This window comes from Phycisphaeraceae bacterium, from assembly GCA_019636735.1.
Taxonomy (GTDB): Bacteria; Planctomycetota; Phycisphaerae; order Phycisphaerales; family SM1A02; genus VGXK01.
Genome location: JAHBWY010000004.1, coordinates 145,552 through 168,406, shown reverse-complemented (window position 1 = coordinate 168,406; position 22,855 = coordinate 145,552). Strand labels below are relative to the sequence as shown.

20 protein-coding genes are annotated in these 22,855 nt (G+C 66.8%); 2 read left to right on the top strand and 18 right to left on the bottom strand.

Translation table 11 applies throughout. From position 1 onward, the window contains the following. The first annotated feature begins 148 nt into the window (after positions 1–148). Positions 149–937 (top strand): tRNA pseudouridine(38-40) synthase TruA, encoded by a 789-nt coding sequence (gene truA / locus KF724_06825; protein MBX3355395.1) that lies wholly within the window; start codon positions 149–151, stop codon positions 935–937. After that, positions 934–3,132, top strand: a complete 2,199-nt coding sequence (locus KF724_06820; protein MBX3355394.1) for a hypothetical protein — start codon at positions 934–936, stop codon at positions 3,130–3,132. The genes truA and KF724_06820 overlap by 4 nt, the downstream gene beginning before the upstream one ends. 221 nt (positions 3,133–3,353) lie before the next feature. On the opposite strand, the gene KF724_06815 is transcribed toward KF724_06820, so the two are convergent. The 18 genes from KF724_06815 to KF724_06730 all read right to left on the bottom strand — a co-directional run bounded on the left by KF724_06815 (position 3,354) and on the right by KF724_06730 (position 22,854). After that, complete coding sequence (locus tag KF724_06815) at positions 3,354–4,160, bottom strand: PIG-L family deacetylase (protein ID MBX3355393.1); 807 nt, start codon at positions 4,158–4,160, stop codon at positions 3,354–3,356. After that, positions 4,157–5,371, bottom strand: coding sequence for a DegT/DnrJ/EryC1/StrS family aminotransferase (locus KF724_06810; GenBank protein MBX3355392.1), 1,215 nt, complete (start codon positions 5,369–5,371; stop codon positions 4,157–4,159). The genes KF724_06815 and KF724_06810 overlap by 4 nt, the downstream gene beginning before the upstream one ends. Before the next feature lie 54 nt (positions 5,372–5,425). Continuing rightward, on the bottom strand, positions 5,426–5,953 hold the full coding sequence (dut, locus tag KF724_06805) for a dUTP diphosphatase (protein MBX3355391.1): 528 nt from the start codon (positions 5,951–5,953) through the stop codon (positions 5,426–5,428). Continuing rightward, positions 5,950–7,086, bottom strand: coding sequence for an ABC transporter ATP-binding protein (locus KF724_06800; GenBank protein ID MBX3355390.1), 1,137 nt, complete (start codon positions 7,084–7,086; stop codon positions 5,950–5,952). The genes dut and KF724_06800 overlap by 4 nt, the downstream gene beginning before the upstream one ends. Position 7,087: 1 nt before the next feature. Next, the gene (locus KF724_06795; GenBank protein ID MBX3355389.1) at positions 7,088–8,773 is read right to left on the bottom strand and encodes an ABC transporter permease; all 1,686 of its coding nucleotides are present in this window, start codon (positions 8,771–8,773) and stop codon (positions 7,088–7,090) included. Beyond that, positions 8,766–10,334 (bottom strand): ABC transporter permease subunit, encoded by a 1,569-nt coding sequence (locus KF724_06790; protein ID MBX3355388.1) that lies wholly within the window; start codon positions 10,332–10,334, stop codon positions 8,766–8,768. Before KF724_06790 ends, KF724_06795 begins: the two co-directional genes overlap by 8 nt. A gap of 21 nt (positions 10,335–10,355) precedes the next feature. Further along, positions 10,356–12,302: a hypothetical protein gene (locus tag KF724_06785; protein MBX3355387.1), complete on the bottom strand. Its 1,947-nt coding sequence runs from the start codon at positions 12,300–12,302 to the stop codon at positions 10,356–10,358. A 97-nt stretch (positions 12,303–12,399) separates the two neighbouring features. Then, positions 12,400–13,452, bottom strand: coding sequence for an ABC transporter permease (locus KF724_06780; protein MBX3355386.1), 1,053 nt, complete (start codon positions 13,450–13,452; stop codon positions 12,400–12,402). 131 nt (positions 13,453–13,583) lie between these two features. Beyond that, positions 13,584–14,570, bottom strand: coding sequence for a hypothetical protein (locus KF724_06775; protein MBX3355385.1), 987 nt, complete (start codon positions 14,568–14,570; stop codon positions 13,584–13,586). Next, complete coding sequence (locus KF724_06770) at positions 14,567–15,076, bottom strand: hypothetical protein (GenBank protein MBX3355384.1); 510 nt, start codon at positions 15,074–15,076, stop codon at positions 14,567–14,569. Before KF724_06770 ends, KF724_06775 begins: the two co-directional genes overlap by 4 nt. A 255-nt stretch (positions 15,077–15,331) precedes the next feature. Next, entirely contained in the window at positions 15,332–15,877 is a 546-nt protein-coding gene (locus tag KF724_06765; GenBank protein MBX3355383.1) for an RNA polymerase sigma factor, read from the bottom strand. 188 nt (positions 15,878–16,065) lie between these two features. Then, a complete protein-coding gene (gene dnaB / locus KF724_06760; protein MBX3355382.1) occupies positions 16,066–17,544 on the bottom strand; it encodes a replicative DNA helicase in 1,479 nt (492 codons plus the stop codon). An 84-nt stretch (positions 17,545–17,628) separates the two neighbouring features. Further along, entirely contained in the window at positions 17,629–17,943 is a 315-nt protein-coding gene (locus KF724_06755; GenBank protein ID MBX3355381.1) for an integration host factor subunit beta, read from the bottom strand. Between the two features lie 275 nt (positions 17,944–18,218). Then, positions 18,219–18,641 carry a hypothetical protein gene (locus tag KF724_06750; GenBank protein ID MBX3355380.1) on the bottom strand — a complete coding sequence of 141 codons (423 nt, stop codon included), beginning with the start codon at positions 18,639–18,641 and terminating at the stop codon, positions 18,219–18,221. 153 nt (positions 18,642–18,794) lie between these two features. Continuing rightward, positions 18,795–20,327, bottom strand: a complete 1,533-nt coding sequence (locus KF724_06745) for a bifunctional heptose 7-phosphate kinase/heptose 1-phosphate adenyltransferase (protein MBX3355379.1) — start codon at positions 20,325–20,327, stop codon at positions 18,795–18,797. Between the two features lie 9 nt (positions 20,328–20,336). Further along, positions 20,337–21,383, bottom strand: coding sequence for a tetraacyldisaccharide 4'-kinase (lpxK, locus tag KF724_06740; GenBank protein ID MBX3355378.1), 1,047 nt, complete (start codon positions 21,381–21,383; stop codon positions 20,337–20,339). Further along, positions 21,380–22,009, bottom strand: a complete 630-nt coding sequence (locus KF724_06735; protein ID MBX3355377.1) for a Maf-like protein — start codon at positions 22,007–22,009, stop codon at positions 21,380–21,382. The genes lpxK and KF724_06735 overlap by 4 nt, the downstream gene beginning before the upstream one ends. Continuing rightward, positions 22,006–22,854: a glycosyltransferase family 9 protein gene (locus KF724_06730; GenBank protein MBX3355376.1), complete on the bottom strand. Its 849-nt coding sequence runs from the start codon at positions 22,852–22,854 to the stop codon at positions 22,006–22,008. The genes KF724_06735 and KF724_06730 overlap by 4 nt, the downstream gene beginning before the upstream one ends. Position 22,855: the final 1 nt, after the last annotated feature.

Sequence of the window (22,855 nt, the reverse complement as noted above, 5' to 3'; positions counted from 1 at the left end):
TGAAGGTCTGAAGACCGGACGCACCGGGGCGAGGCTTCGCCCTGTCGTGGGGACCGGTTTCGAAATCGTAACCCCACCCGAGTCCGGTACAAGAGGCGAATGGTGAGTTCTCGCGTCAAGATCGCCCACGAGCGACGATAATGAATGTGTGCCCCGCTTTCGTCTCCACATTGCCTATGAGGGCACGGACTTTCATGGTTGGCAGAGGCAGGATCCAGCGTCCGGGGAGGCTCCGCGGACGGTCCAGGCTGTGGTGGAAGCGGCCCTGGCCGAGGCCCTGGGGGTGATGGTCCCGCTCAAGGGCGCAAGCCGGACGGATGCGGGGGTGCATGCCTTGGACCAGATTGCTGCATTTACTGCCGAAACCCGCATCCCGGTCGAGCGACTGGCTCAGGCGATTACCTCTCGGCTGCCGGACGATGTCCAAGTCCGGACGGCCTTCCGCGTGCCGGAAGATTTCGATCCTTCGGTGCATTGTGCAAGCAAGGGATATCGCTATCGCATTCGGCACGGCCTCGACTCAGGCGAGCCTCCCCCGCTCTTCGATCGGCGCATGATCTGGCACACTTGGCATCGACTCGATGTCGACGCCATGCGTCATGCGGCGCCCCTCTTTGAAGGCGAGCATGACTTTCTTGCCATGACACGAGTCGATCACGGGCGTGCCCACACCGTGCGTCGAGTTCACCTCTGCCGAGTTCGGGTGCGCGGCGACCATGACCTCGAGATCGATGTCGCAGGTCCGGGGTTTCTTTACAACATGGTGCGAATCATCGCGGGCACGCTCGTCGAGGTCGGGCGCGGACGCCTCGCGCCATCCTCGATTCGCGAGATCCTCGAGTCGCGTGATCGATCACGCGCCGGACCCACGCTGCCGCCCCATGGTCTGCGCCTCGAGTGGATTCATCTCGCGCCTTGGTGGACCCTCGAATCATGAGAGGCGCACGCGAGCACCGAAGGGCTCCAGTCACTGCGCTCGCCGACCGTCGAACGCGGCTGTCGAGCTCCGTGCTCGGCGCCGCGCTCAGCGCCGTGCTCAGCGGCACGACCGTGGGAGGGGCGGCGCTTCAGGACCTCGATCTCTCAAGCGCGCCTTCCAGGCCACGGTGGCCCGTTCCCGGCGCCGCGTCACTGCTCGCCGATCAACTCGCGCGCGAAATCGAGTCGCTCCGGCGCACCTCGGCCACGAGCGACGGCCAGGCTCTTCTCGTCCTCGAGTGTGGCATCGCCCTGCGGATGGCGGCGAGCGAACTCCTCGTCCGTGGCGATGGCCACACTTCGCCCGATGATCGGGTGGTGGTGGCGGGCTTTCGACTCGCCGAGGCTCGAGGCGACTTCGACACCTTTCTCCGCTCGCTTCCCACCCTCGGTCCGGATGACGACACCCACCAGGCGCTCGAGCGCTTTCGCGACTCCGCGCTCGGGTCGCTTCGTGCAAGCGCGGTCAGCGAACTTCCATTGACGACGCAGGCCTTGCTCCTCGGACTGGCACCGGCGCTCAAGGCGGCGTCGCTTCCCCCGCTCCACGATCACTGGCCAATGCTCACCGAGGTCGGTGCGGGTGAGCGCGAAGCGCGCCCCGCGTCGGTCGATGATGCGGTGAGTTCATCCTGGTCATCGAAGCTCACCGACGCCTTGGCCGCCCATCCGCCTTCCGCCGAGATCGCCGAGGCGCTTGGGGAAGTGGCGACATCGCTCTCGCTCGTCGAGCAGTGGCCCGACCTTGCGTCGAGGATCGCGCCTCTCGGAGCCGCACTCGTCGCCGTCCCCGAGATCGCGCAGCGGATCGAAGGGGTCCCCTGGCTTCCTCCCACGCTGCGCCAGGCCTTCTCGCGCCGAATGGTCAGCGCCATCCGCGCGAGCGCCATCGCGGAGAGCCGCGAGTCGGCCCTTGCGGCGCTCGCCCATGCCAGGGCCTTCGAACGAGCGATCTCAACGGCCGACGCGCTCATCCGACCGCGCGGCTCGAATGCCGGGCGCGGGCCGGTCGATCCCACTCGACTGCTGAAGGCGCTTCAGGCGCTCGCCGATCCCAACTCCGAGAGGGTGGCCGACGCTTCGGAACGCCTTCGGATGGTCGGCGATCTGCTGGCCACCATGGTCGAGGCCCGAAGACTTGAAGAGCGTGAAGTGAGCCGCCAGGTGCGTGTGATGCGGCGGCAACTTGCGCGCGAAGCTCTCTTGGGTGAGGACCCGGTCATGCGGCAGGTGGAGTCCTTGGCGAATGCCGCGACTTCAACGACGGACCCCGCCATCATCACCCTGCTCGAGAGCCAGCGCCGGCGGCTCCGTTCGATCGCGCTACTTGATGACACCGACGCTGCGATCTCAGAGATTGAAGCGAGATCGATCTCCCACGGTCCCGGTCTCTCGACGCGTCTGCGCGGCTGGTTCGGCCAGCTCGGCGATCCCACGCGCTCCGAGTCAGCGCGACGACAACTCACGGTGTTTCTTGACCAGTGGCGCGGGGTGCGCGAGCACGAGGTGGAGCGACTGCTTCGGCGCGGCGATGCCTCCACCATGGCCCTCACCGCCGGGCGAATGAATGAACTGCTCGGTGAGATCGATCGGCGCAGGAAGGCGTGGGCCGCGGGATGGAGCGATGGCGCACCTGAACAAGCGTGGAGTCATGTCCAGGATTTGCTTCGACTGCTCGACTTGATGGACGATGTCGCGGCGCTCGCCCGAACCGAGGCGAACCCGAGACTCATCGGGCGCTGGGGGGGATGGGATGACATCGGCGGGATTCCCGGATCAACCGACGCCATGAGCGGGCGCATCGCCGTCGCAATCGAGGCCCTGGCCCGCAAGAATGATCGCGCTCTCGCCGATGCCCTTCGCGTGATCGATGCAGAGTCGCCCGCGTGGCGGCTCCGCGCGGCGCTTCTTCGACGATTGGCGCCGGCGCTCGTGGAACTTCCCGATGGACTCTCTGGGGCCCTCGGTCGCGTCGGTGGCGTGCCGGCTCCGGGCGCCTTCATGGGCGACCGCTCCATTGAGCTCGCATCGCTGGCGCGGGCGGCGAGGGAGCGCCTGACCGCCGAACGGCAGCGTGACACGGAGCAGGTGGATGCGCTCGATGCATTCATGCGCGAGATGACACTCCAGTTGCGGCGATCGCTCGATCCTTGAGCGAGCTGCGCCTGCGCTGGAGCGGCGCCGCACGGTGGCCGTGTGCGGCGGCGCAGCACGATCGCGGTGGCCTTTGCCGAGCTTGGGTCCTCAACACGATCACGGTGACCGTTTGCAACGCTCGGGAGCTCGACACGATCGCGCTGCACGATGTCTCGGTGCCGATGGTCAGACTCAGACTTGCGCGTGCATCGAGCCTCCGGCTCAAGCCCGCGACGGGCTCACCTCGGCCGCGCGGCAAGCGGCGCAGGCAGATCGAGCCCGATCACTTCGCGGCTGAAGAAGGGCTCCCCGCTCTCGGCACCGATCAGACCACCGAAGTAACTCGCCGAGGCATCCCTCTGATCGATGACGCGGCGATTGCCCCGATGCTCGATGAACTGGCTGCGATAGGCGAGGATCGCGCGTCGACGACGACCGTCGTAGCCGCTCGTATCGACGACAAAGCTCGGCTGCGGCACGATGCGCAGGTGCGTGGCGTAGTAGTAGAGGAGGCTCGGCGTCCAGTGGGGCTCACCGGGAATCGCTGAGCGCGTGAGCTTCGCATCGAAGCGCGCATCCTCCACAATCCGCGTCGAGGCGATGTGATCAGGGTGCGCATCCTCGGGATAGGGCGCCACCAGAAGATCAGGCCTTTCGCGCCGGATGACGGCCGCGACCGCATGTCGCGCTGCCACGGTGTGCGTGACCTCGCGGTTCACGAGTCCGAGGCATTCGCGCGAAATGCCGAGGATCCTCGCCGCATGCGCCGCTTCACGAGCGCGCTTCGCCGGCGTGCCGAACGGGGTCGGCTCGCCATCGGTCAGGTCAAGCACATGCACCCGGTGGCCGCGCGCCGCCAACTTCGCCATGGTGCCGCCCATGGCAAGCTCGGCATCATCGGGGTGCGGCGCAATCACCAGCACCCGCATGGGCCCGGGTGCCACGGGCCCCACGCGCTCCGCCTCGGAGCGCCGAGCGGCGCGGCCTCCCCGCGTTGCCTCGGGAGCGCGAAGACGCTTGCGTCGAAAGGGGCGTTCCGTGCTCACGAGCGCCGCTTCACGGAGTCAACGAGCGCATCGACGACGGCTCGACGCTGGACTTCGGTGAGCTCGCCGTAGATCGGCAGTGCCAGCACCTCGCCCGCCGCGCGCTCCGCGTGGGGATGGATGCCCGGGCGACCGCCGAGGGAGGCGAAGCAAGTCTGGAGATGGAGCGGAATCGGGTAGTAGACCTCGGTTCCGATGCGCCTCGCGGCGAGATCGTCGCGAACCGCATCGCGGATGGCCGCAGGCACGCGCACGACATACTGGTTGTAGATGTGCCTCGCTCCCTTCGGCGCCGGAAGCGGCGTGCGGATCGCGAGTCCGCCGGAATCGACCGGTTCGCGATTGTCACGAGCACCAGCTTGGGCCAGCGCGCGGTCATACCACGCGGCGTTGGCCTGCCGCGCCGCGCTCCACTGGTCGAGGTGCTTCAGCTTCACCGAGAGCACCGCCGCCTGGAGTGCATCGAGGCGGGAGTTCATGCCGACCTCATGATGCACATACTTCGGTTCCATGCCGTGATTGCGCAGGCGTCGCATCGACGCCGCAAGCGCATCGTCGTTCGTCGAGATGATGCCGCCATCGCCGAAGCCGCCGAGATTCTTGCTCGGGAAGAAGCTGAAGGTGCCGATCGCGCCGCGACTGCCGACGCGCACGCCGCGTGAGTCTTCGGTGCCGATCGCCTGAGCCGCATCCTCGACCACCGGCACGCCGCGATCCTTGCCGATCGCCAGGACCGCGTCGAGGTCGGCCGCCTGCCCGAAGAGGTGCACCGGCATGATCGCCTTCAACTTCCGGCAGCACGGCAGCGCCGCCTCGATGCTGCGGGGGCAGATGTTGTAGGTGACCGGATCGCAGTCGACGAAGACGGGCCGAGCGCCAAGCCGGACCACGCTGCCGGCGGTGGCGAAGAAAGTGAAGGTCGGCACGATGACCTCATCGCCCTGCCCCACACCCAGCGCCTGAAGCGCAAGAACGATGGCGTCGCTTCCATTCGCGCAGCCGATCGCATGCTTCGTGTGGACATAGGCGGCGATCTCCCGTTCCAAGCGCTCGATCGCGGGTCCACCAATGAAGTACTGGCTCTCGATCACCTCGCGGACGACCGGCTCGATTTCACTCCTCAGCGTGGCGTACTGCGCCTTGAGATCGAGCAGCGGAACAGCGACTCCGACGGGAGCATCGGTCGACGACGAGGCGGTGGTGGTGGCCATTGGGGCGAGTCTATGCGAAGCGCTCCCCCACTCGGTCGTCAACCGGCGACGGGCTCAGTGACCCGTGCTGCCGAAGCCCCCGGCACCCCGAGCCGTGGCGTCGAGGCTCTCCAAAGCGACAAACCGGGCCCGCTCAACCCGGGCAATGACCATTTGCGCGATTCGCATGCCCGGCTCCACCGTGAATGCGGCGCGGCCGAGATTGATGAGCGGAACCTTCACTTCACCGCGATAGTCCGCATCGATCGTTCCAGGCGCATTGGGCATGCCGATGCCATGCTTGACCGCCAACCCGCTGCGCGGTCGCACCTGCGCTTCGTAGCCCGGCGGAAGCGCCATCGCAAAGCCACATGGAATGAGTGCGATGTCGCCGGGCTCGAGCACGCGCGGCGCTTCAAGCGCGGCGCAGAGATCCATGCCCGCGGCGAGCTCGCTCATCGGCGCCGGCATGATGGCACCGGGGTGAAGGCGCTGCCATCCGATCGAGACCACGCTCTCGCTCACGCGCGTTTCGAGCGGGGTCGAGAGAGAGTCACCCGTCGTCGCCTCGCTCGCACCATGGAGACTGACGGCGGGGTTCATGACGGCCCCTTCGCTGGCGCGGAGCTCACCGCGCCCTCGACTGCACGACTTCCACGCTGATCATGTCGGCGATAGGTCAGGCGCGGGCGCGGCGATGAAATCGCTTCGACCTCCTCGGTGCGCCAGCAGGCCACCCAGCGCCCCGGCTCGATCTGGTGCAGTGCATAGGCATCGCGTCCGGGCACGGTACGAGGCCGCTCCGCTGCCGGCATGAAGGGCCACCATGCCACCACGCCCTTGTCGTTGCCGGGCAGACGGCGGAACTCGGCGGGATTGTTGACCACCTCGTCCACTGTTGTCAGCCGGTGTTTCGCATCGCGCAGACCCGGAATCGACGCAAAGAGCGCCCGCGTGTAGGGATGCAGCGGCCGATCGAAGAGCTCGAAGACCTGCGCGTACTCGACCACGCGCCCCGCGTACATCACGCAGACGACATCGGCATTCTCCGCCACCACTCCGAGGTTGTGCGTGATGAGCATGATGCCCATGTTCCGCGTGTTCTGAAGCTCAAGCAGCAACTCGAGGATCTGCGCCTGAATGGTGACATCGAGCGCCGTCGTCGGCTCATCGGCGAGGAGCAGCGTCGGCTGGCACGCGAGCGCCATGGCGATCATGACGCGCTGACGCATGCCGCCTGAGAACTGGTGCGGATATGCCTCCATGCGCTCCGCGGGGCGCGGAATGCCGACATCGGCGAGCGCCTTGGTGGAGATCTCCCATGCCTCATGCGGCGAGACCTTCTGATGCAGCAGGACCGCCTCCATGATCTGATCGCCGATCGTGTAGACGGGGTTCAGGCTGGTCATCGGCTCCTGGAAGATCATGGCGATCTTGCCGCCGCGGATCTGGAGCATGTCGCGCTCGGAGAGGCTCAGGATGTCGCGCCCCTCGAAGAGGATCGTGCCACGGTCGTAGCGCCCGGGCGGCGTGGGGATGAGCTGCATGGTGCTCATCGCGGTCACGCTCTTGCCGCACCCTGACTCGCCCACCACCGCCAGCGTCTGGCGCGGATAGACATTGAGGTTCACGCCCGCCACCGCCTGCACGCGCGGCGCATCGGGCGCACTCGAGTTGTCGAAGCTGACCGCGAGATCGGCCACATCGAGCAGCGGCTGTTCGGCATCCTGGCTCATGTCAATGCGCCGCCTTTCGAAGCTTGGGGTCGATCGCATCACGCAGGGCGCCGCCCATCACGTTGTAGCTCAGCACCGAGAGGAAGATCACGAGCCCGGGGAAGATCGCCAGCCACCAGAGGAAGGTCCCGGTCGAGCCGGTCGCACTCGCGAGCAGTTTCCCCCAGCTTGCCTGATCGTCGGGCCCGAGCCCCAGGAACGAAAGCGTCGCCTCCGCGAGAATCGCCGCAGCAATGGCGAAGCTCGCGTCGACCAGCACCGGCGTCACGCCGTTCGGGAGCATGTGCTTGAAGAGGATCGACGGCAACGGCAGACCGACGGCGCGGCAACTCTGCACGAAGTCCTGACCGCGCAGCTTCAGGAACTCCGCGCGCGTGAATCGAGCGGCTCCGGTCCAGCTCACGCAGCCGATGATCGCCATCATTACATAGGTGTTCCGCGGCAGGACGCCGGCGGCCACGATCAGCAGGAAGAGCACCGGCATGGCCATGAAGATCTCGACCACTCGGAAGAGGAGCAGATCGATCCAGCCGCCGAAGTAGCCCATGAGGGCACCGAGCGTGATGCCGATAAGAAGCGCAATGCCCGTCGAGACGAAGCCGACGCTCAGGCTGAGCCGACACGCCCAGATGAGCTGACAGAGGACATCGACGCCGTTGGAGTCGGTCCCGAGAATGAACCGGCGCTGCGCGAAACTGGTCTCGGCGATGCGCTCCCATTCGCGCTCCAGTTGCGAGCGCTGCCGCGCCAATTGCTTCTGATGATCCTCGGCTCGCATGAGGTCGAGGCGCCGGTTCGCGGCCTCGGCCCGTGCGGCGGCCTGCCGCGCTCGATCGATCGAGTCATCGAGTCGCTCGAGCCGCTCACGGAAGGCATCCGCCACCGTCCGTCCCGGTGCCACCGTGATGAGTTCGCTTCGAGTTCGATCGGGTGACCATGGAATCAGCGTGCTGATCGTGCGGATCTCGCCCCGCGCCTCGGCCATGACGAGCGCGTCGTAGTCCGTCGGAGCCGTTGTCGTCCTGAGCCCACAGGCGATGGCAACACCCGCCAGCGCGAGCACGATGCACGCGGCGCGGCTCCACCACCGCCGGGTGAAGGGCAGGAGCGATGCCACGGCCCCGAGCGGGAGCATGACGCCATACGCCAGCAGGATCGGTCGCCACCACGACTCGGGCGCGCGAAGCCAGCGGCGGAACTCGAGCACTTCATCGCTGCGACCCGGCGTATCGATCCAGCCGAGGACAAGCTGGAATGACGCGGCGGCGAGAATCGAAAGGACCGAGAGGACGATCAGCGAACCAAGTCGAATGGAGCGAGGCGTCTTGAGCGGCAGCCACATCACCAGGATGGCAATCGGCGAACCGAAGAGGAGCAGGAGATCGGTCGCGGTCAAGCTGCGCCAGAGCGGCGAATACGCCTGATCTCCGCGCGTGACCGGTTGAAGGTGCTCGAGCCAGAGCGGCTGCGCGTTGGCGATCAGCGGCGCAATCACCGCGAGCAGGGCCACGGCGCCGATCCAGACGAGCGCCGCCACGGCCGTGCGCGTTCGAAGCACGCGATCCCATGCGTCGGCCCAGAACCCCCGCGCTCGCTGGGCACCCACGCCCCGCATCGCCTCGATGCCGGAGATCGCCTGCGGCGCCTGCGCGGCCGAGGTTCCGCTCGATGCCGCGCGCTCAGCCATAGGTCACCCGTGGATCGGCGATCGCGTAGAGGATGTCCGCCAGCAGCAGCGCGAGCAGCATCACGCACCCGACCATCACGCTGTTGGCGAGCATGATCTCCGCATCGCGCAGCGAAATCGCGTCGAGCATGAGCGAGCCCATGCCGGGAATGGAGAAGATCTTCTCCACCACCACCGCTCCGGAGAGCATCGCGGGAAAGATCGTCACGAACATCGTGATGAGCGGCAGCAGGCTGTTGCGGAAGACATGGCGGAAGACCACATCGCGCCGCGGCACGCCCTTGGCCTTGGCCGTGCGGACATAGTCGGCGTTGAAGTTGTCGAGCATGGCCGCGCGAGTCTGCCGCGAGAGCACGGCGAATCCGGCGTAGACGAGACACGCGACCGGCATCGCGATATGCCAGAGTCCGTCGAGCAGGTACCCGCGCATGAAACCATCCACGCCCCAGGTGGGAAGGAAGGGCATGTCCGCGGCCGCGCGACTGTGCAGCCCCGATGGCGGGAACCAGCCGAGGTAGTCCTTGTTCGCCAGGAAGCCGATCATGAGCGTGCCCGCCCAGACCACGGGGATCGACCAGAGCGCCACGAAGAAACCGCCGGAGAGGCGATCGAACCATGAGCCGCGCCGCGCTGCCGCGAGCATGCCGGAAGGGATCGCGATGATGTAGATGATCGGCACCGCGATCAGGTTGAGCATGATCGTGATGGGCAGTGCCTCGGCGATCAGACGCGCGACCGGTCGGCTGCGGCTCCGGCTCCAGCCAAGATCCGGCGCCCCCACCGAGAGCGCACCGGGGATGATCGCGTACCCCGCTCGCGGGAATGGCGCGGAGCGAAAGCTCGCGATGAGCTGCGCTTCGGCGGCAATCGCCGCGTCCCACGCCACCTGCTGCGCCGCCGCCGCCTCGCGGGCCGCATCGAAGCGCCGATCGAAGGACTCATCGCCCTTGGTGGGCAGTCGCCACGCCGTGCCCTCGCGCAGGAAGCCGTCACGCCCCACGAATTCCGGCTGGCCTGCGGCCGAGGCCACTTCGCTCAGAGCGACTCGCACCTGCGCACGGGCGAGCACATAGGCGCGCCTCGCCTGGTCATATCGAGCACGGAGCCGTCGATACTGCTGTTGCTTCGCCTCTCCGTCGGCCTCGATGACCAGTTCAGACTCGGCCTTCTGAGCGATCTGTCGTGCGGCCGATCTCACTTCCGCGGAGGATTGCTCCGATCCCGGCCAGCCCGCGGCAAACGGCTCGGGGAGCGGACGCGGCATGTAGATCCGATCGCCGGTCGAGTCGATCTGGGCGCGCGAACCGAACTTGACCGGGCTCATGCGCCCAAGCCACGCGAAGTACTGCGCAAAGAAGGGGCGGTCGAGCCCGAAGCGATCCATGAACTCCGCTTCGGCAACGCGCGGATCGATGCCCGGAGGAGCGCCGCCTCCCGCCGCCGCGAGTGCGCTCGCCGTCAATCCGCCGGGCGAGAGCGCCACGAGCGCGAAGACGAGAAAGGTGACCCCGATGAGCGTCGGGATCATGAAGAGCAGTCGTCGGACGATGTAGCCCAGCATCGAGTCGGATCCGCCTGCGTCTCAGTTCGCCGGGGCCATCACGCTCTGCGCCTTGAAGAACTCATCCGGCACGAGCCCGGTGCGATACGCATTCACATTGCCGATGTCGCGACGGATGAAGCGGAGCCATGGGGGCAATCGCACGAAGGTGTAGGGCTGCTCATCGGCGATGACCGCTTCGAGTTCCCGCCAGATGAGCATGCGGGTTTCGTCATCGATCGTGGTACGACCCTTGTCGATGAGCCGATCGGCCTCGGGGCTGCGCCACTGGATCCAGTTGTCCATGCCCTTCTGCGTCGAGTCCGAATGGAACATCTGTCGAAGGTCGCTCTCCGGTGCGCTCGCCGACCACGCCATCGTGAAGGCATCGAAGTCACGGGCCTTCAAGATGGCCTGGTACGCGCTCCAGTCGACCGGACGCGTGTCGCAGATCATGCCCGCCTTCGTGTAGGTGTCCTTGATGAAGCGGGCGATGCGCTCCGAGATCTCGCCGCCGGTGGCATAGGTGAACTCGAAGCGGAAGCGCTCCCCGCGCGCATCCTCGAGAATGCCATCACCGTCGCGATCCTCCCAGCCCGCTTCCTTGAGCAGTTCCATCGCCCGCACCGGGTCAAAGGGCATCGGCTCAACCGCGGGATTCGACGCGGGGCTCTCCGGATTGAAGGGCCCCTTCGCCACCATGCCGATGCCATCCCAGATGTCACGAATCATCTTCTCGCGGTCGAGAAGCAGTGTCATCGCCTGGCGCACGCGCTTGTCGTGGAAGGGCGGCGTTCGACCCGTCTCGCCGCGCGGCCCCGCCTGCCATGCGATGAAGGAGTAGCCGCTCCGCATGTTCACCCACTTGAGGGCGTAGTTGCTTTCCTCGAAGGCCGGGTCGGTACGGAGCACCTCGTTGAACTGCGGCGCGGAGGGAAGGATCATCGACGAGAGGCCGTTGCGGAAGTCGACCAGCCGCGCCAGCTCGTTGGTGATGACCTTGAAGCGATACTGGGCGAGCGGTGCGCGGCCCTGCCACCAGCGGTCGTTGCGCACCAGCACGATGTCCGCGGGCGGCGCCCATTGATTGCCGAGATCCGCCGGACCCGAGGGCACGCGATCCAGCCTGAAAGGACCCGAGCCCATGATCAGGCCGGTCGCCTGATTGATCTGCCCCGGCTCGAACTGGCTGAAGTAGTGCTTGGGAAGAATCGGATTGCCCATCGCCATCTGGGCGTTCGTGAAGAGCGCTTGCTTGAAGGTGAACTCGACGGTGTGATCGTCGAGGACCTTCACATCATCGATCGCGTCCGTCATGGTCGACCGCGCCCGATCCGCATCGATGCTGGTGTTGAGAATGAAGTCCTGGAAGGTCCAGCGCACATCCTCGGCGGTCAGCGGGGTGCCATCACTGAACCGCGCCGTCGGGTGAAGTCGCACGCGAAGCCAGAGGCCGTCGGGATCCCTTTGCCAAGCCTGCGCGAGGACGCCGGTCAGCTTCATGGTGAACGGGTCATAGGTGGCCAGCGACTCGCAGACGCGGTCCAGCACCCGGAGTCCATAGACATCTGCATAGAGGTATGGAACGATCTTGCGCGGCTGCGCTTCGAAGACCTCGATGAACTCCCCGCCCTCGCGGAAGCCCGGCACACTGCGCGGATCGGTGGGAAATCCAGGTGTCGGCTGCCACTCGACGGGCACGCCCGGCCTCGCCCATGACTCATCCCGCGCGACTTCGAGAGGCGCGGTCACCGCCGCGGCTCGGTCGCCCCCGCTCGATCGCGGGATCGGCACGAAGCTGCCCTCGCCGGAGGCCGCAACCTTGGTCAGATCCTGGAGCCGCCCGTCCAACTCACTCACACGCTGGCTGAGTTCCTGCAGCTTCCTGAAGGTGCGATCGGATTGCCGAATGGCGCCGAGCACGAGCAGGACCGCCACGATGAGCAGCCCGATGACCACGAAGTCCTTGAAGGTGAATCGATTCTGCATGGGATGACAACCTTCCTCCCCCGAATCGGGCGATGGACCCGGCTCAGGGCTGGGCAGAGTAGCACGATCCGCGGGGCCGTCGCGCACCACGGGCGCATCAGTGTCGGGCCCGTCGAGGCGCGCGCCTCATGGGATCGAGCGATCGTCGCAGGCGGTCACCCGCGATGTTCAGCGCCACAAGCGTGAGGGCGATGAAGAGGCTCGGCCACAAGAGAAGCCACCAGCGGCTCCTGACAAGATTCAGCTCCGAGAGTCCATCGGCGGCGAGATTGCCCCAACTGGGTACCGGAGGCTGGACCCCGATGCCGAGGAAGCTCAGGAAGCTCTCCGAGAGAATCGCCGCCGGGACCGCCAGCGCCGCATAGACGACGATGGGTCCCATCAGGTTCGGCAGAAGATGCCGAACAAGCTGTCTCCACCATGGGATCGCCGCAGCTCGACACGCTTCCATGAAAGGACGCTCGCGAAGAGAGAGCACTTCGCCTCGGATCACGCGCGCGAGTGTCAGCCAGCTCACACCGCCGATCGCAATCATCAGGACCACAAGATTGGTCCGCTGCCTTGCGCCCGGAGAGAGATCGAGGTCGAGATGCTGCCAGAGTCCGTCGGCGCCGATCGCGAGCAGCACCACCAGAAGGATCGTCGGCAGGCCGTAGAGAATGTCCACCGTGCGCATCAGGAGCGCATCGGTGCGTCCACCGGTGACGCCGGCGACCACGCCCCACACGGTCCCGATCAGCACCGTCAGCGCCGCCGCGGCAAGGCCGATCAGGAGGCTGATCGCGCCGCCGGCCACGGTGCGGGCGAGCACATCGCGCCCCAGCCGATCCGTGCCGAAGAATGTGCCAGGAACAAAGCCAGACACGCTCGCAAGAGCCTCCACGCGTTGACGCTCTTCGGCCGTGTGACTCCACCACCATGGGGGCAGAAGGCTCGCCTCGAGCTTCGACGCTTCGTAGCGCCGGACGGTCAAGTTGCCTTCGAGCGGCACTCGCCAGAAGGCCCACGCCACCGCACCCACGAGCGTTGCGGTCAGAAGAGCACCGACGATCGACCAGGTCCACGCGCGGCGCCGGTTGAGCGCCGCGCGCGGCGAACCGCCAGAGTCACGCTCGCTCGCAACTGGAGATGGAAGCGCTGCCGCGGCCACGACGAGGCGAGCATAGAGACTGTGTCAGCACCCGCGCGCGATGGCGCCGGGCACAACGCCACGGAAGCGCAGGAAGTCAGTGAAGTGCGAGCCCGACCTGCCGAGGCGAGAGGGTCTTGAAGACCTGGCCATCAAGGCGACGACGGCGATGCGGGCGACGACGGCGGCGTCGAAGTCCGCTCAGCAGGGCCGGACGCTGGCCGCGGCGCCGTTGCGGGCGGCGTGCGCTCCTCCGCGGCGGGGCGATCCGTGCGATCGCCGCTCGACCACGGGCGCACCATCGGGCGAGGCTCGCCCCCCTGCTTGATCTCTTCGAGGACTTCTTCGATGCGCTGCGAGCGCTGCTGCGACTCGATCCGGAGTTGCTCCACCAGGCGCTTCAACTGCTCATCGAGGGCCTGCAACTCCTTGGCGCTCGCGAGCAGATCGAGATCGACCTGGCGCTCGACCTTCTCGCGGAGGGTCTTCGCGATCTCCTCGGCTCGCTTCGGATCGCGTGCGAGCGCCGAACGGTACTCCGCGGAGAGCCGCTTCAGGTCGCCCTGAATACGAAGGTCCTCGACGCGAATCGAGTAAAGCTCGGGATGCGTCAGCTTGAGCGATGCGAGGGCGAGAAGCCGAGGTCCCGATGCGGCGATGGCCGCTCGCAGACCCGCGGGATCACGCTCGAGGCGGGTGGCGAGCGCGTCGCCCCACTCCTTCGAGATGTCCCTCGCCACTGCGACAACGCGCTCGAGATCCTCCGGGGAGAGCTCATCGACCACTCTTCGCATCGAAGGTGACGAGCCAAGCTGTCGCCCCGGATCGCTGTCACGGCGCTGGGCGGCGGTGCCTCGGGTGGCGGGCGCGCCTCGCTCCCGAGTGGTGGGTGAATGCGTGGGTGTCGCTGGCGCTGAGCTCGGCGCGGTTCCGGGCGTCGATGGCGGCGTCGCTGGCACCGAGGTCGGCACGGTTCCCGGCGTCGATGGCTCGGCGACTGGTGTCGGCGGAGTGCCCACCTGCACCTCGGAAGCGTCGTGCACTTCAATCGCCAGGTCGGCGACAGCGCCTCGACCGGCACTCCACATCATGGTGCCGAGCGCGAGGCCTGCGAAGAGCAACGCTCGTCCGTGAGTCACCGGGAAGCCTCGCTGCTTCGGGGCGCTTCGGCGAGGAGCGCACGCATCTCGGCATCGAGGTCGCCAAGACGCATGGCGCCGGCGGGAAGAATCTCCTCGATGATTGAAGACGCCTCGACACCTCCGGGAGCAACTTTCGCGCCTGAGAGCGCGAGCAGCATCTGCTCGGCGCGCGAGCTTGAGGCCATCGCCATGGTCACCGAGAGACCATCGACCGTTCGATGACGCATCGATGCGGCGTGGCCTCCATGAAGGACAAGCGTCGCGAGCGTGCCACAGGCGAGCATCACACCCGCGGCGAACGCGAGCGAGCGGCGCCATCGTGGCGCACCAATGACCGCGAGCACCTGCGCACCGTCGGCGCTCTGCATCGCCATCACTTCGCGCTCGACTGCGGCCTGCACGCGATCGCAGAGTCCGGGCCGATGACGAAGTCCTTCCGTTCGGCGCGCGAGCAGCGCTTCGACTTCGAGAGTGGAAAGGTTGAATGGATCACGAGCGCTCATGGAGGGGTCCCGATCGAATGTCACAACGAATCAACGCCCCCGCCCATTGCAGCGCCACCCCGCATTGGACTCGGCAATTCGGGTCGCTCCGGATGGCTTGGGTGAACAGGGGCGTCCCAGAGACCCTCCGCCCCCCTTCACGAAGGGCCGCACGGGCCAAGTCCCCTTCCAGAACCCGCATCCCGCCAAGGCGCTCCGTCACTCGGGCCTTGCTATCGGACGATATGACCGGCCGCGGATCGGGTTCGGGAATGCTCATTCGCTGGCCCCCCGCCGCGAAGCCTCAATGGAGCCTCGAAGCTTGAGCAGTGCTCGATGGTGCCGGGCAAGCAGGGTGCCCAGGGGCTCACCGAGGTACTCCGCGATCTGCTTGAAGCTCATCCCGCCGACATGCCGGAGATCGATGATGAGCCGATCCGCCGGGGCCAGTTTCGCCAATGCTTCGTCGAGCGCGCGGAGCTCCGGCGGCTCGGGCCTCGATCGCTCCTCGTGGACATCAGAAGCGAGCGCGGAGAGCGCCGGCTCCTCGGTCGGTGCCGCCTGACGCTTGCGTCGCCGCATCTCATCGCGCAGTCGATTCACCGCGATTCGGAAGAGCCACGACTCGAAGCGCCCGCGCTCCGTGTACTCCGCCAGCTTCGACACCACCGTGCAGAAGGTGCTCTGCGTGATCTCCTCGGCGAGATCGTCGTCGTGGCACTGGGCGCGCAGGAGCGCGAAGAGGCGCGGCGCATACGCGTCGACCACCCGGCGCCACGCGATCTCGTCGCCGGCCGCGGCGCGGACGAGGATCTCGGCCATCGATCGATCGGAGCCGCCTTCGTCCATCCGCGGAGGGCGAGTCTAGGAAACGGGCCCTCAGGCTGCACCAGCACTTCACCCGCGCATGGCGCCTGTCACGGCCGAAACGCCTCCCAGTCGCCCGGATGCGACTCGAACGAACAACACGGGCGCGATCGACACGGCTCGCCGCCCACGGCCCGAGGCAATCACCCGCCGGGAATGCCGTAGTCGTCGAGGCTGCGATCGCCGCCGTCGTCGTAGCCACCCGGCGCCGAGGCATCGATGAAATCCCTGAAGCGCTGGAAGCGCGACTCCCAGACGAGTTGCACAGTGCCCGTAGGGCCATTGCGCTGCTTGGCGAGAATGAGCTCGGCAAGGTTCTTCTTGTCCTCGTTCTCGGCGAGCCACTTCTCGTCGCTGCCGTGGTAGTAGGCCTCACGGTGGAGCATCATCACCACATCGGCGTCCTGCTCGATCGATCCTGATTCGCGGAGATCGCTCATCAACGGGCGATGTCCGGTCCGCGTCTCGCTCGCGCGGTTGAGCTGGCTCAGGCAGATGACCGGCACATTGAGTTCACGCGCCATCGCCTTCACCCCTCGGCTGATTTCGCTGATCTCGAGCTGCCGGCTCTCGTTGCGCGTTCCGGAACTCATGAGCTGGAGATAGTCGATGGCAATCGCCTCGATCTTCGACTTTTCCTTCAGGCGCCGCGCCTTGGAGCGAAGCTGGAGCAGCGTGAGCGCCGGCGTGTCGTCAAGGTGAATCGGCAGCGTGCTCAACTGATCGCAGGCGATGTGAAGGGCATGACGATCATCGCCATTGAGCCGGCTGCGGCGCAACCGCTGGCTGTCAATGCCGCCCTTGGCGCAGAGCAGTCGCTGCACAAGTTGCTGGCGCCCCATTTCCAGGCTGAAGAGGACCACCGGCCGCCCCTGCGAAGCGATCGCCTCGATGAGGTTCAGGGCGAGCGCGGTCTTGCCCATCGAGGGCCGAGCCGCAAGGATGATCAATTCTCCCGGCTGAAAGCCGCTCGTCATCTCATCGAGCTGGGCGAAGCCGCTTCCCACTCCCGTGAGCGCAAGGCCCGCCGAGCGATCGATGACCTCGAGCGTCTCCTGGAGAAGCTCGTGAAGCGAGGCGGCGAGGCGCGTTTCGCGCCGCTGCGCAATCTGAAAGATGCGCGCCTCCGCCGACTGCAGGACCTCGTCGGCGGGAAGGTCCCCTTGATGCGCCGAGTGAAGCGTTTCCACCGAAGCGGAGATGAGCTCGCGGACAATGGCCTTGTCGCGCACCAACCGCGCGTGCTCCATCGCATGCGATGCGGTGGGCGAGCACTCGGCGAGCTCCTTGAGATAGTCGATGCCGCCGACATGGTCGAGCGTGCCCAGGGTCCGCAGCTTCTCGGCGAGAAGGACAATGTCCATGGTCGCCGTGCGCTCGTAGATCTCCACCATCGCGTCGAAGATGGCGGCATGGACCGGGCGCGAGAAGTCGGCGCCGCTTCGCAGCACCTGAAGAACATCGCCCATGACGGAGGGCGAGATGAAGATGGCCCCGAGAAGACTCGCCTCCGCTTCGCTCGCCTGTGGCGGAAGAGCCCCGTACAGGCGTCCAAGCGCCTGCTCATCAATCACCAGCCGTTGATCGCGCCCGCGGGAACGCCGGGTGGTCACCTGCTCCATGGCATCCATGCTCCTCGAAGATTTCGACGACCCAACCGCCCGGCGTCACCGCCGAGCCCTCCACGCATCCACGGCTCGCTCAGATCAGCGTCGCCCGACCGCCGCAGGCGGTGTCTCCACGCGATCCCGCATCAGCCGACCGGCCTTGAAACGCACCACCCGTCGCGAGGGCACCGCGACCTGTACCAGCGTCTTCGGATTCTGCGCGACGCGCGACGCGCGCGTGCGGACATCGAAGACTCCGAAGTCGCGGAACTCCAGACGATGGCCATGGGCCAACTCCTCGATGAGCTCATCAAGGAAGGCCTGAACGACCTTCCTCACCTCATCTCGGTGCACGCCCGTCTTTCGCGCGACCCGCTCGGTGACTTCGCGCTTCGTGGTGGTGGTGGTGGACATCGGCGATCCTCGAGAGGTCCTCAGGAATCGACTGCGGAAGAGGCACCGCGGCCCGGCTCGCCAGTATGAGAGCGCTCGTGGGGGCGCGTCAAGAGTGAAGATCACTTTCCGCGCCGAACCTCAACTTGCTCACAGAAGATCAGCATGCCCGCTTTCTTCAAGAGGGCTCTTGACATTCATCCGCCGGACTGTAGTGGGCGTGATGCGCGAATCGTCTCGTCACCGTCACCACGAGCCGCCGTGAGGACACTGAAGCCCAGCACGCGCTGCAAGCGTCAGCTTCCGCTTCGACGCCAGGTGCGACGCGTGTTCGTGTAGCTGTCGTAGACGCGACCATTCCATGTGAATTGCTGATCGAGGATCGTTGTGAAGGTGACATCGCTGTCGCCGAGCATCGGCGCGGGTGCGCCGAGCGTCCAGTCGAGTCGACCGTCATAGCGTGCCAGCGCGAGCTCCATCTCCTCCGCCTGCGCAGGATCGCTCGCGGCCGGAAGGACGAGTGGACCTGCTCCGGCCCCTACAAAGGCGCCCACGGGTTGCGAAGTCGGCGCGGAGCACCCTGCGACCACCGTCATCGCGATGGCGCCGACCACGCAGGCTCCAGGACGCTTGGCGCGCGACGGAGTGTCTTCGGAGACGCAGCGACCATGTGGACCATGCGGAAGTGCACCAGCTTCGAGACGGATCTTTGACTTCATGGCAACCTCATGGCCAGCGACGATGGAACACCGCTGGTCCACCAGAGTCATACCCCGGCCTGAAGCCCCGTCCACCACTTCTTCAAGTTTCGCTCGGCGCAATCCATCCACACCGAATGACCTGATGCGGCGACCAAGAATCGAGCGCGGGCATCAGCCCCGTGCCGCCTTCTCGGACGCCGCCACATGACCCTGGAGAATGCGATCGATGATCGTCGTCGTGCTGACTCCAGGTCGCGATGGCACGAGGCGCACCTCGATGCCCAGCTCGCGCAGCACCGGCCACTCGTTGAGCGTCTCCGGTCGATAGTCACCGCCCTTGGCGTAGGTGTCCGGACGCAGTCGGCGCAGGAGCACCTCCGCCGTCGGCTCCACGAAAGGCACCACGAGGTCGACACAACTCAGCGCTTCGAGCATCTCCATGCGCTCGGCGAGCGGCGCCACAGGGCGCCCTTCACCCTTCATGCGAAGGACCTGCGCATCGACATTCACACCGACCACGAGCACATCGCCCATCGCCTTCGCCCCGCGAAGCGAGGCGACATGCCCCGCATGAAGCAGATCGAAGCACCCGTTGGTCAGCACCACGCGGCGACCATCCGCGCGCCAGAGTTCGCACTCCGCCGCCGCGTCATCGAGGGTGCGCACCTTGCCTGAATAGCCGCGAGCCAGTTCAAAGACGCTGCGGCGCACGCGCGGCAGCGGAATCGGCTGGGCTCCGAAGACTTCCACCTCAAGCCCCGCCGCCGCGTTCGCGAAGGCCACCGCTTCGGGCCACGGCACCTGCTGGGCGACCGCGCAGGCGAGCGCCGCGAGCACCATGTCACCCGCGCCGGTCACATCGTAAATGGTCCGCGCCACAGTCGGCACATGAATCGGCGCACCACCACGCTCAAGCAGCAGCGCTCCGTGACGGTCGAGTGTCAGCACCACGGCATCGAAGTCATGGCGCTCAAGCAGCGTTCCGGCGAGGGCACCCGTGGTTGCGGCGTCGAAGTCTCGCGGCACGACAGAACCGGTCGCCAGCTCCGCCTCGGTGCGATTCGGCGTGATGGCAGTCGCGCCGCGATAGCGACCGTAGTCGCGGATCGCGGCGGGGTCGACCAGGATCGGCCGACCGGCGGCTCGGCAGAGCGCCACGAGTCGCCGGCAAAAGGGCTCCGTGCAGACACCCTTGTCGTAGTCCTCAAGACAGACGATGTCGACCTCGTGCAGCACCTTCTCAATGCCATGGAGCAGCGCCTCACTCAAGTCGGCCGAGAGCGGCGCCCGCGACTCGAAGTCGAGTCTGAACATCTTCTGCGGGTGACGATGCTGGGCAAGGCCGACGATGCTGCGCTTCACCGTCGTCGGTCGCGACGGATCGGGCAGGATCAACGAGGCGTCGCACCCCGCCGCACGAAGAAGATCGACGAGACGCTCGCCCGCTGCGTCGCGCCCGCGCACACCGGCGCAGCGCACTTCGCCGCCCATCGCCTTGAGACAGGCGGCGACGCCTGCGGCGCCACCGGGCTGAGAGCGCATCTCCTCTTCGCTCGCCGCAATCACGGGCACCGGCGCGTCGGGGCTCAGGCGCTCCGCGGCGCCGGCCAGCACCTGGTCGAGCATGAAGTCCCCCACCACCAGCGCGCGGAAGGTCGTGAAGCGCTCGAGGTGCTCAAGCAGCGAGGTGTGAAGATCGCTCACCAACGCAGTCTACTCGCCGCGGCCGGCGCTCCCGCGTCCTCGGAGGACCGCGTGGATCCGATCGATGACCGTTGACTCCCCGGAGATGAACTTCACCTCGGCGATGGGGACTGCAAGAGGACGCAGGCCGGCGCCCGCTTCCCCTGCGCGGCGCAGGAGAAGCGGTCCAAGCTTCACCCAATCCTTGAGCGTGGTGACGATCGCGTCGACCTTCGCCTCATCCGCGGCGCGGAGGATGACCTTCACGGAAGCCTCGTCGAACGCCGCATGATCGCGGCCGCGAAGAAGCCACTGCGCTTTCGCACCCGCCGAAGTCACTTGCCCCATGAACGCCTCAGGATTCCCGATGCCAGCCACAAGCCCCACGCGACGGCCTGCGAACCACTCCGAGCCTTCGCGGCTCTCCACGCCACGGTCGAACACGCGCACCACGCTCCAGGCGTGATGACACCACGCAAGCGGCTCCCGCCCGTGCCGCTTCAGGATCCGCAGGGCGAGTTCCTCATCGACGCGCTCCGCGCGGGTGACGATCACCCCGTCGGCACGGCGAAGGGCGGAGCGCCACTCGCGGCGGGAGCCAGCGGGAAGCATCGCTTCGTCGAGTCCCGGCCTCGTCGCATCAATGAGCACAAGGTCAAGGTCCCGCGCCAGGCGCCAATGTTGAAAGCCATCATCGAGGACCACGCAGTCAATCTCCCGATGCGCGCTGCGCACTTCGCCGATCGCGCGGATCCGATCGGCGCCGACCGACAGCGGCACACCCGGGAGAAGCTCGGCGTGTTCAAGCGCTTCGTCACTTCCCTGCGGCCCGGCGCGATAGCCGCGCAGCGCGATCGCGGGATGCGCCCCGCGCGCCATGAGGCGCTCAACCACCCAACGCACCACGGGCCCCTTGCCAGTCCCCCCGACGGTGAGATTGCCCACGCTCACCACGGGAATGTCCAATCGCGTGACACCGCCGATGGACTGCCGCCATCGCCGCGCGACTTCGACCGCTGCGCCATAGGCCCACCCGAGCGGCGCAAGCCACGGCCGAGCGGACGCTCCGTGAGTCACGCGCTCCGTCCCGCGTCGAAGTTCCGGCGAGGCGCCGCACTCAGCATCGGTTCAAGCAACCGAAGCGGCAGTCCCATGACCGTCGAAGGATCACCCTGGCAGGAGATCGGCCAGCCCCGATCACGCACCTCGGCGAAGTTGTAACCACCCGCTCGCCCGCGCCACCCATCCTGTTCAAGATGTTCACGAAGGTGCGCGTCACTGATCTCGCCGATGATGACCTCGGATCGATCGTGAAAGATGCGACGCGAGTGCCCGGGGAGCGCCACGAGCGCGACGCCGGTGATCACCTCGTGTCGGCGCCCGGCCATCGCCTTGATCATGGCGGCCGCTTCGTCGGCGGATGCAGGCTTCCCGAGGCGTCGACCATCCACCACGCAGATCGTGTCCGCGGCCACGAGCCACTGCGCCCCCTGCTCTGCTTCACCCATCGCGCCCTCGCCGAGCACCTGCGCTGCCTTGAACCAGGCCAACGCCTCAACCAGGCGCGAGACCGCTCGCTCTGAAATCGGCGCCATCGCATCGTCGATCGCGGGCGGCATGACGCGAACCTCCGCGCCGATCGATTCAAGAAGCAGCTTGCGCCTCGGGCTCGCGCTCGCGAGGATGACCTTCGGACGACTCACTCGACTCCCTCCGCCACGCGCAAGAACCACGCTCTCGATTCCATGGCCTGCGCAAGCCGCTCGAAGACCTCGGCCGCCTCGATCCGCCGCATGATCGAATCATCATCACCGAGCGCGCGGTAGCTGCGTCGGCGCTCATCCGCATCAAGCGACGCCCGCACCACCCATCGCTCGCCGCGGTAGGGTCCGACGCGCTCCGGGTCAGTGGGACCGAAGAGACCGACATAGGGCGTGCCTAGACCGACCGCCATGTGCAGCGGCGCGGAGTCATTCGCGACGAGCACCGCCGCATCCTGAATGACCGCCATGGTCTCGCCCACGCGCAGCCGACCGCAGAGATCGACGCACTGTTCCACATCGCGAGCCCAGCGCGTCTGCGCTTCCTCACCAGGAGCACCCACTACGACGACACGCTCCACGCCTCCGCGGGCCAACACCCGACTCGCCAACTCCGCCCACCGCTCCGCGGGCCACTGCTTGCAGCGCCATCGACTCGTCGGTGCAAGGACTGCGAATGGACCTTGAAGCGAAAGATCCCGACGCAGGGCGTGCCACGATTCCACCCGCTCCGGCGGCGGATGCAGGCGAAGGTCGGCGACCCGGCGCACACCCTGCGACTCGACGAGGTGCAGCATCTGGTCGACCGTGTGCCTTCGCTCGCCTCGCTCCACATGCACATTGACACCAAGCCATCCCAACTCCCGCGCGTCCCTGAACCCGACGCGCCACGGCGCCAGAGTGAAGAGCGCAAAGAGTCCGCTTCGCCCGAGCCCCTGGAGGTCGAAGACAAGGTCATACTTGCGCTTCCGCAGGTCGAAAAGCCAGCGCGTGAGGTTCCATGCCACC

Bases quoted from the DNA above. Each gene is read 5' to 3' on its own strand.
- KF724_06795 (MBX3355389.1), bottom strand. From the start codon at position 8,773: ATGGCTGAGCGCGCGGCATCGAGCGGAACCTCGGCCGCGCAGGCGCCG.
- KF724_06810 (MBX3355392.1), bottom strand. From the start codon at position 5,371: ATGGCCACCACCACCGCCTCGTCGTCGACCGATGCTCCCGTCGGAGTC.
- dut (MBX3355391.1), bottom strand. From the start codon at position 5,953: ATGAACCCCGCCGTCAGTCTCCATGGTGCGAGCGAGGCGACGACGGGT.
- KF724_06765 (MBX3355383.1), bottom strand. From the start codon at position 15,877: ATGGCCGAGATCCTCGTCCGCGCCGCGGCCGGCGACGAGATCGCGTGG.
- KF724_06790 (MBX3355388.1), bottom strand. From the start codon at position 10,334: ATGCTGGGCTACATCGTCCGACGACTGCTCTTCATGATCCCGACGCTC.
- KF724_06820 (MBX3355394.1), top strand. From the start codon at position 934: ATGAGAGGCGCACGCGAGCACCGAAGGGCTCCAGTCACTGCGCTCGCC.
- KF724_06750 (MBX3355380.1), bottom strand. From the start codon at position 18,641: ATGAAGTCAAAGATCCGTCTCGAAGCTGGTGCACTTCCGCATGGTCCA.
- KF724_06755 (MBX3355381.1), bottom strand. From the start codon at position 17,943: ATGTCCACCACCACCACCACGAAGCGCGAAGTCACCGAGCGGGTCGCG.
- KF724_06785 (MBX3355387.1), bottom strand. From the start codon at position 12,302: ATGCAGAATCGATTCACCTTCAAGGACTTCGTGGTCATCGGGCTGCTC.
- KF724_06800 (MBX3355390.1), bottom strand. From the start codon at position 7,086: ATGAGCCAGGATGCCGAACAGCCGCTGCTCGATGTGGCCGATCTCGCG.
- dnaB (MBX3355382.1), bottom strand. From the start codon at position 17,544: ATGGAGCAGGTGACCACCCGGCGTTCCCGCGGGCGCGATCAACGGCTG.
- KF724_06770 (MBX3355384.1), bottom strand. From the start codon at position 15,076: ATGAGCGCTCGTGATCCATTCAACCTTTCCACTCTCGAAGTCGAAGCG.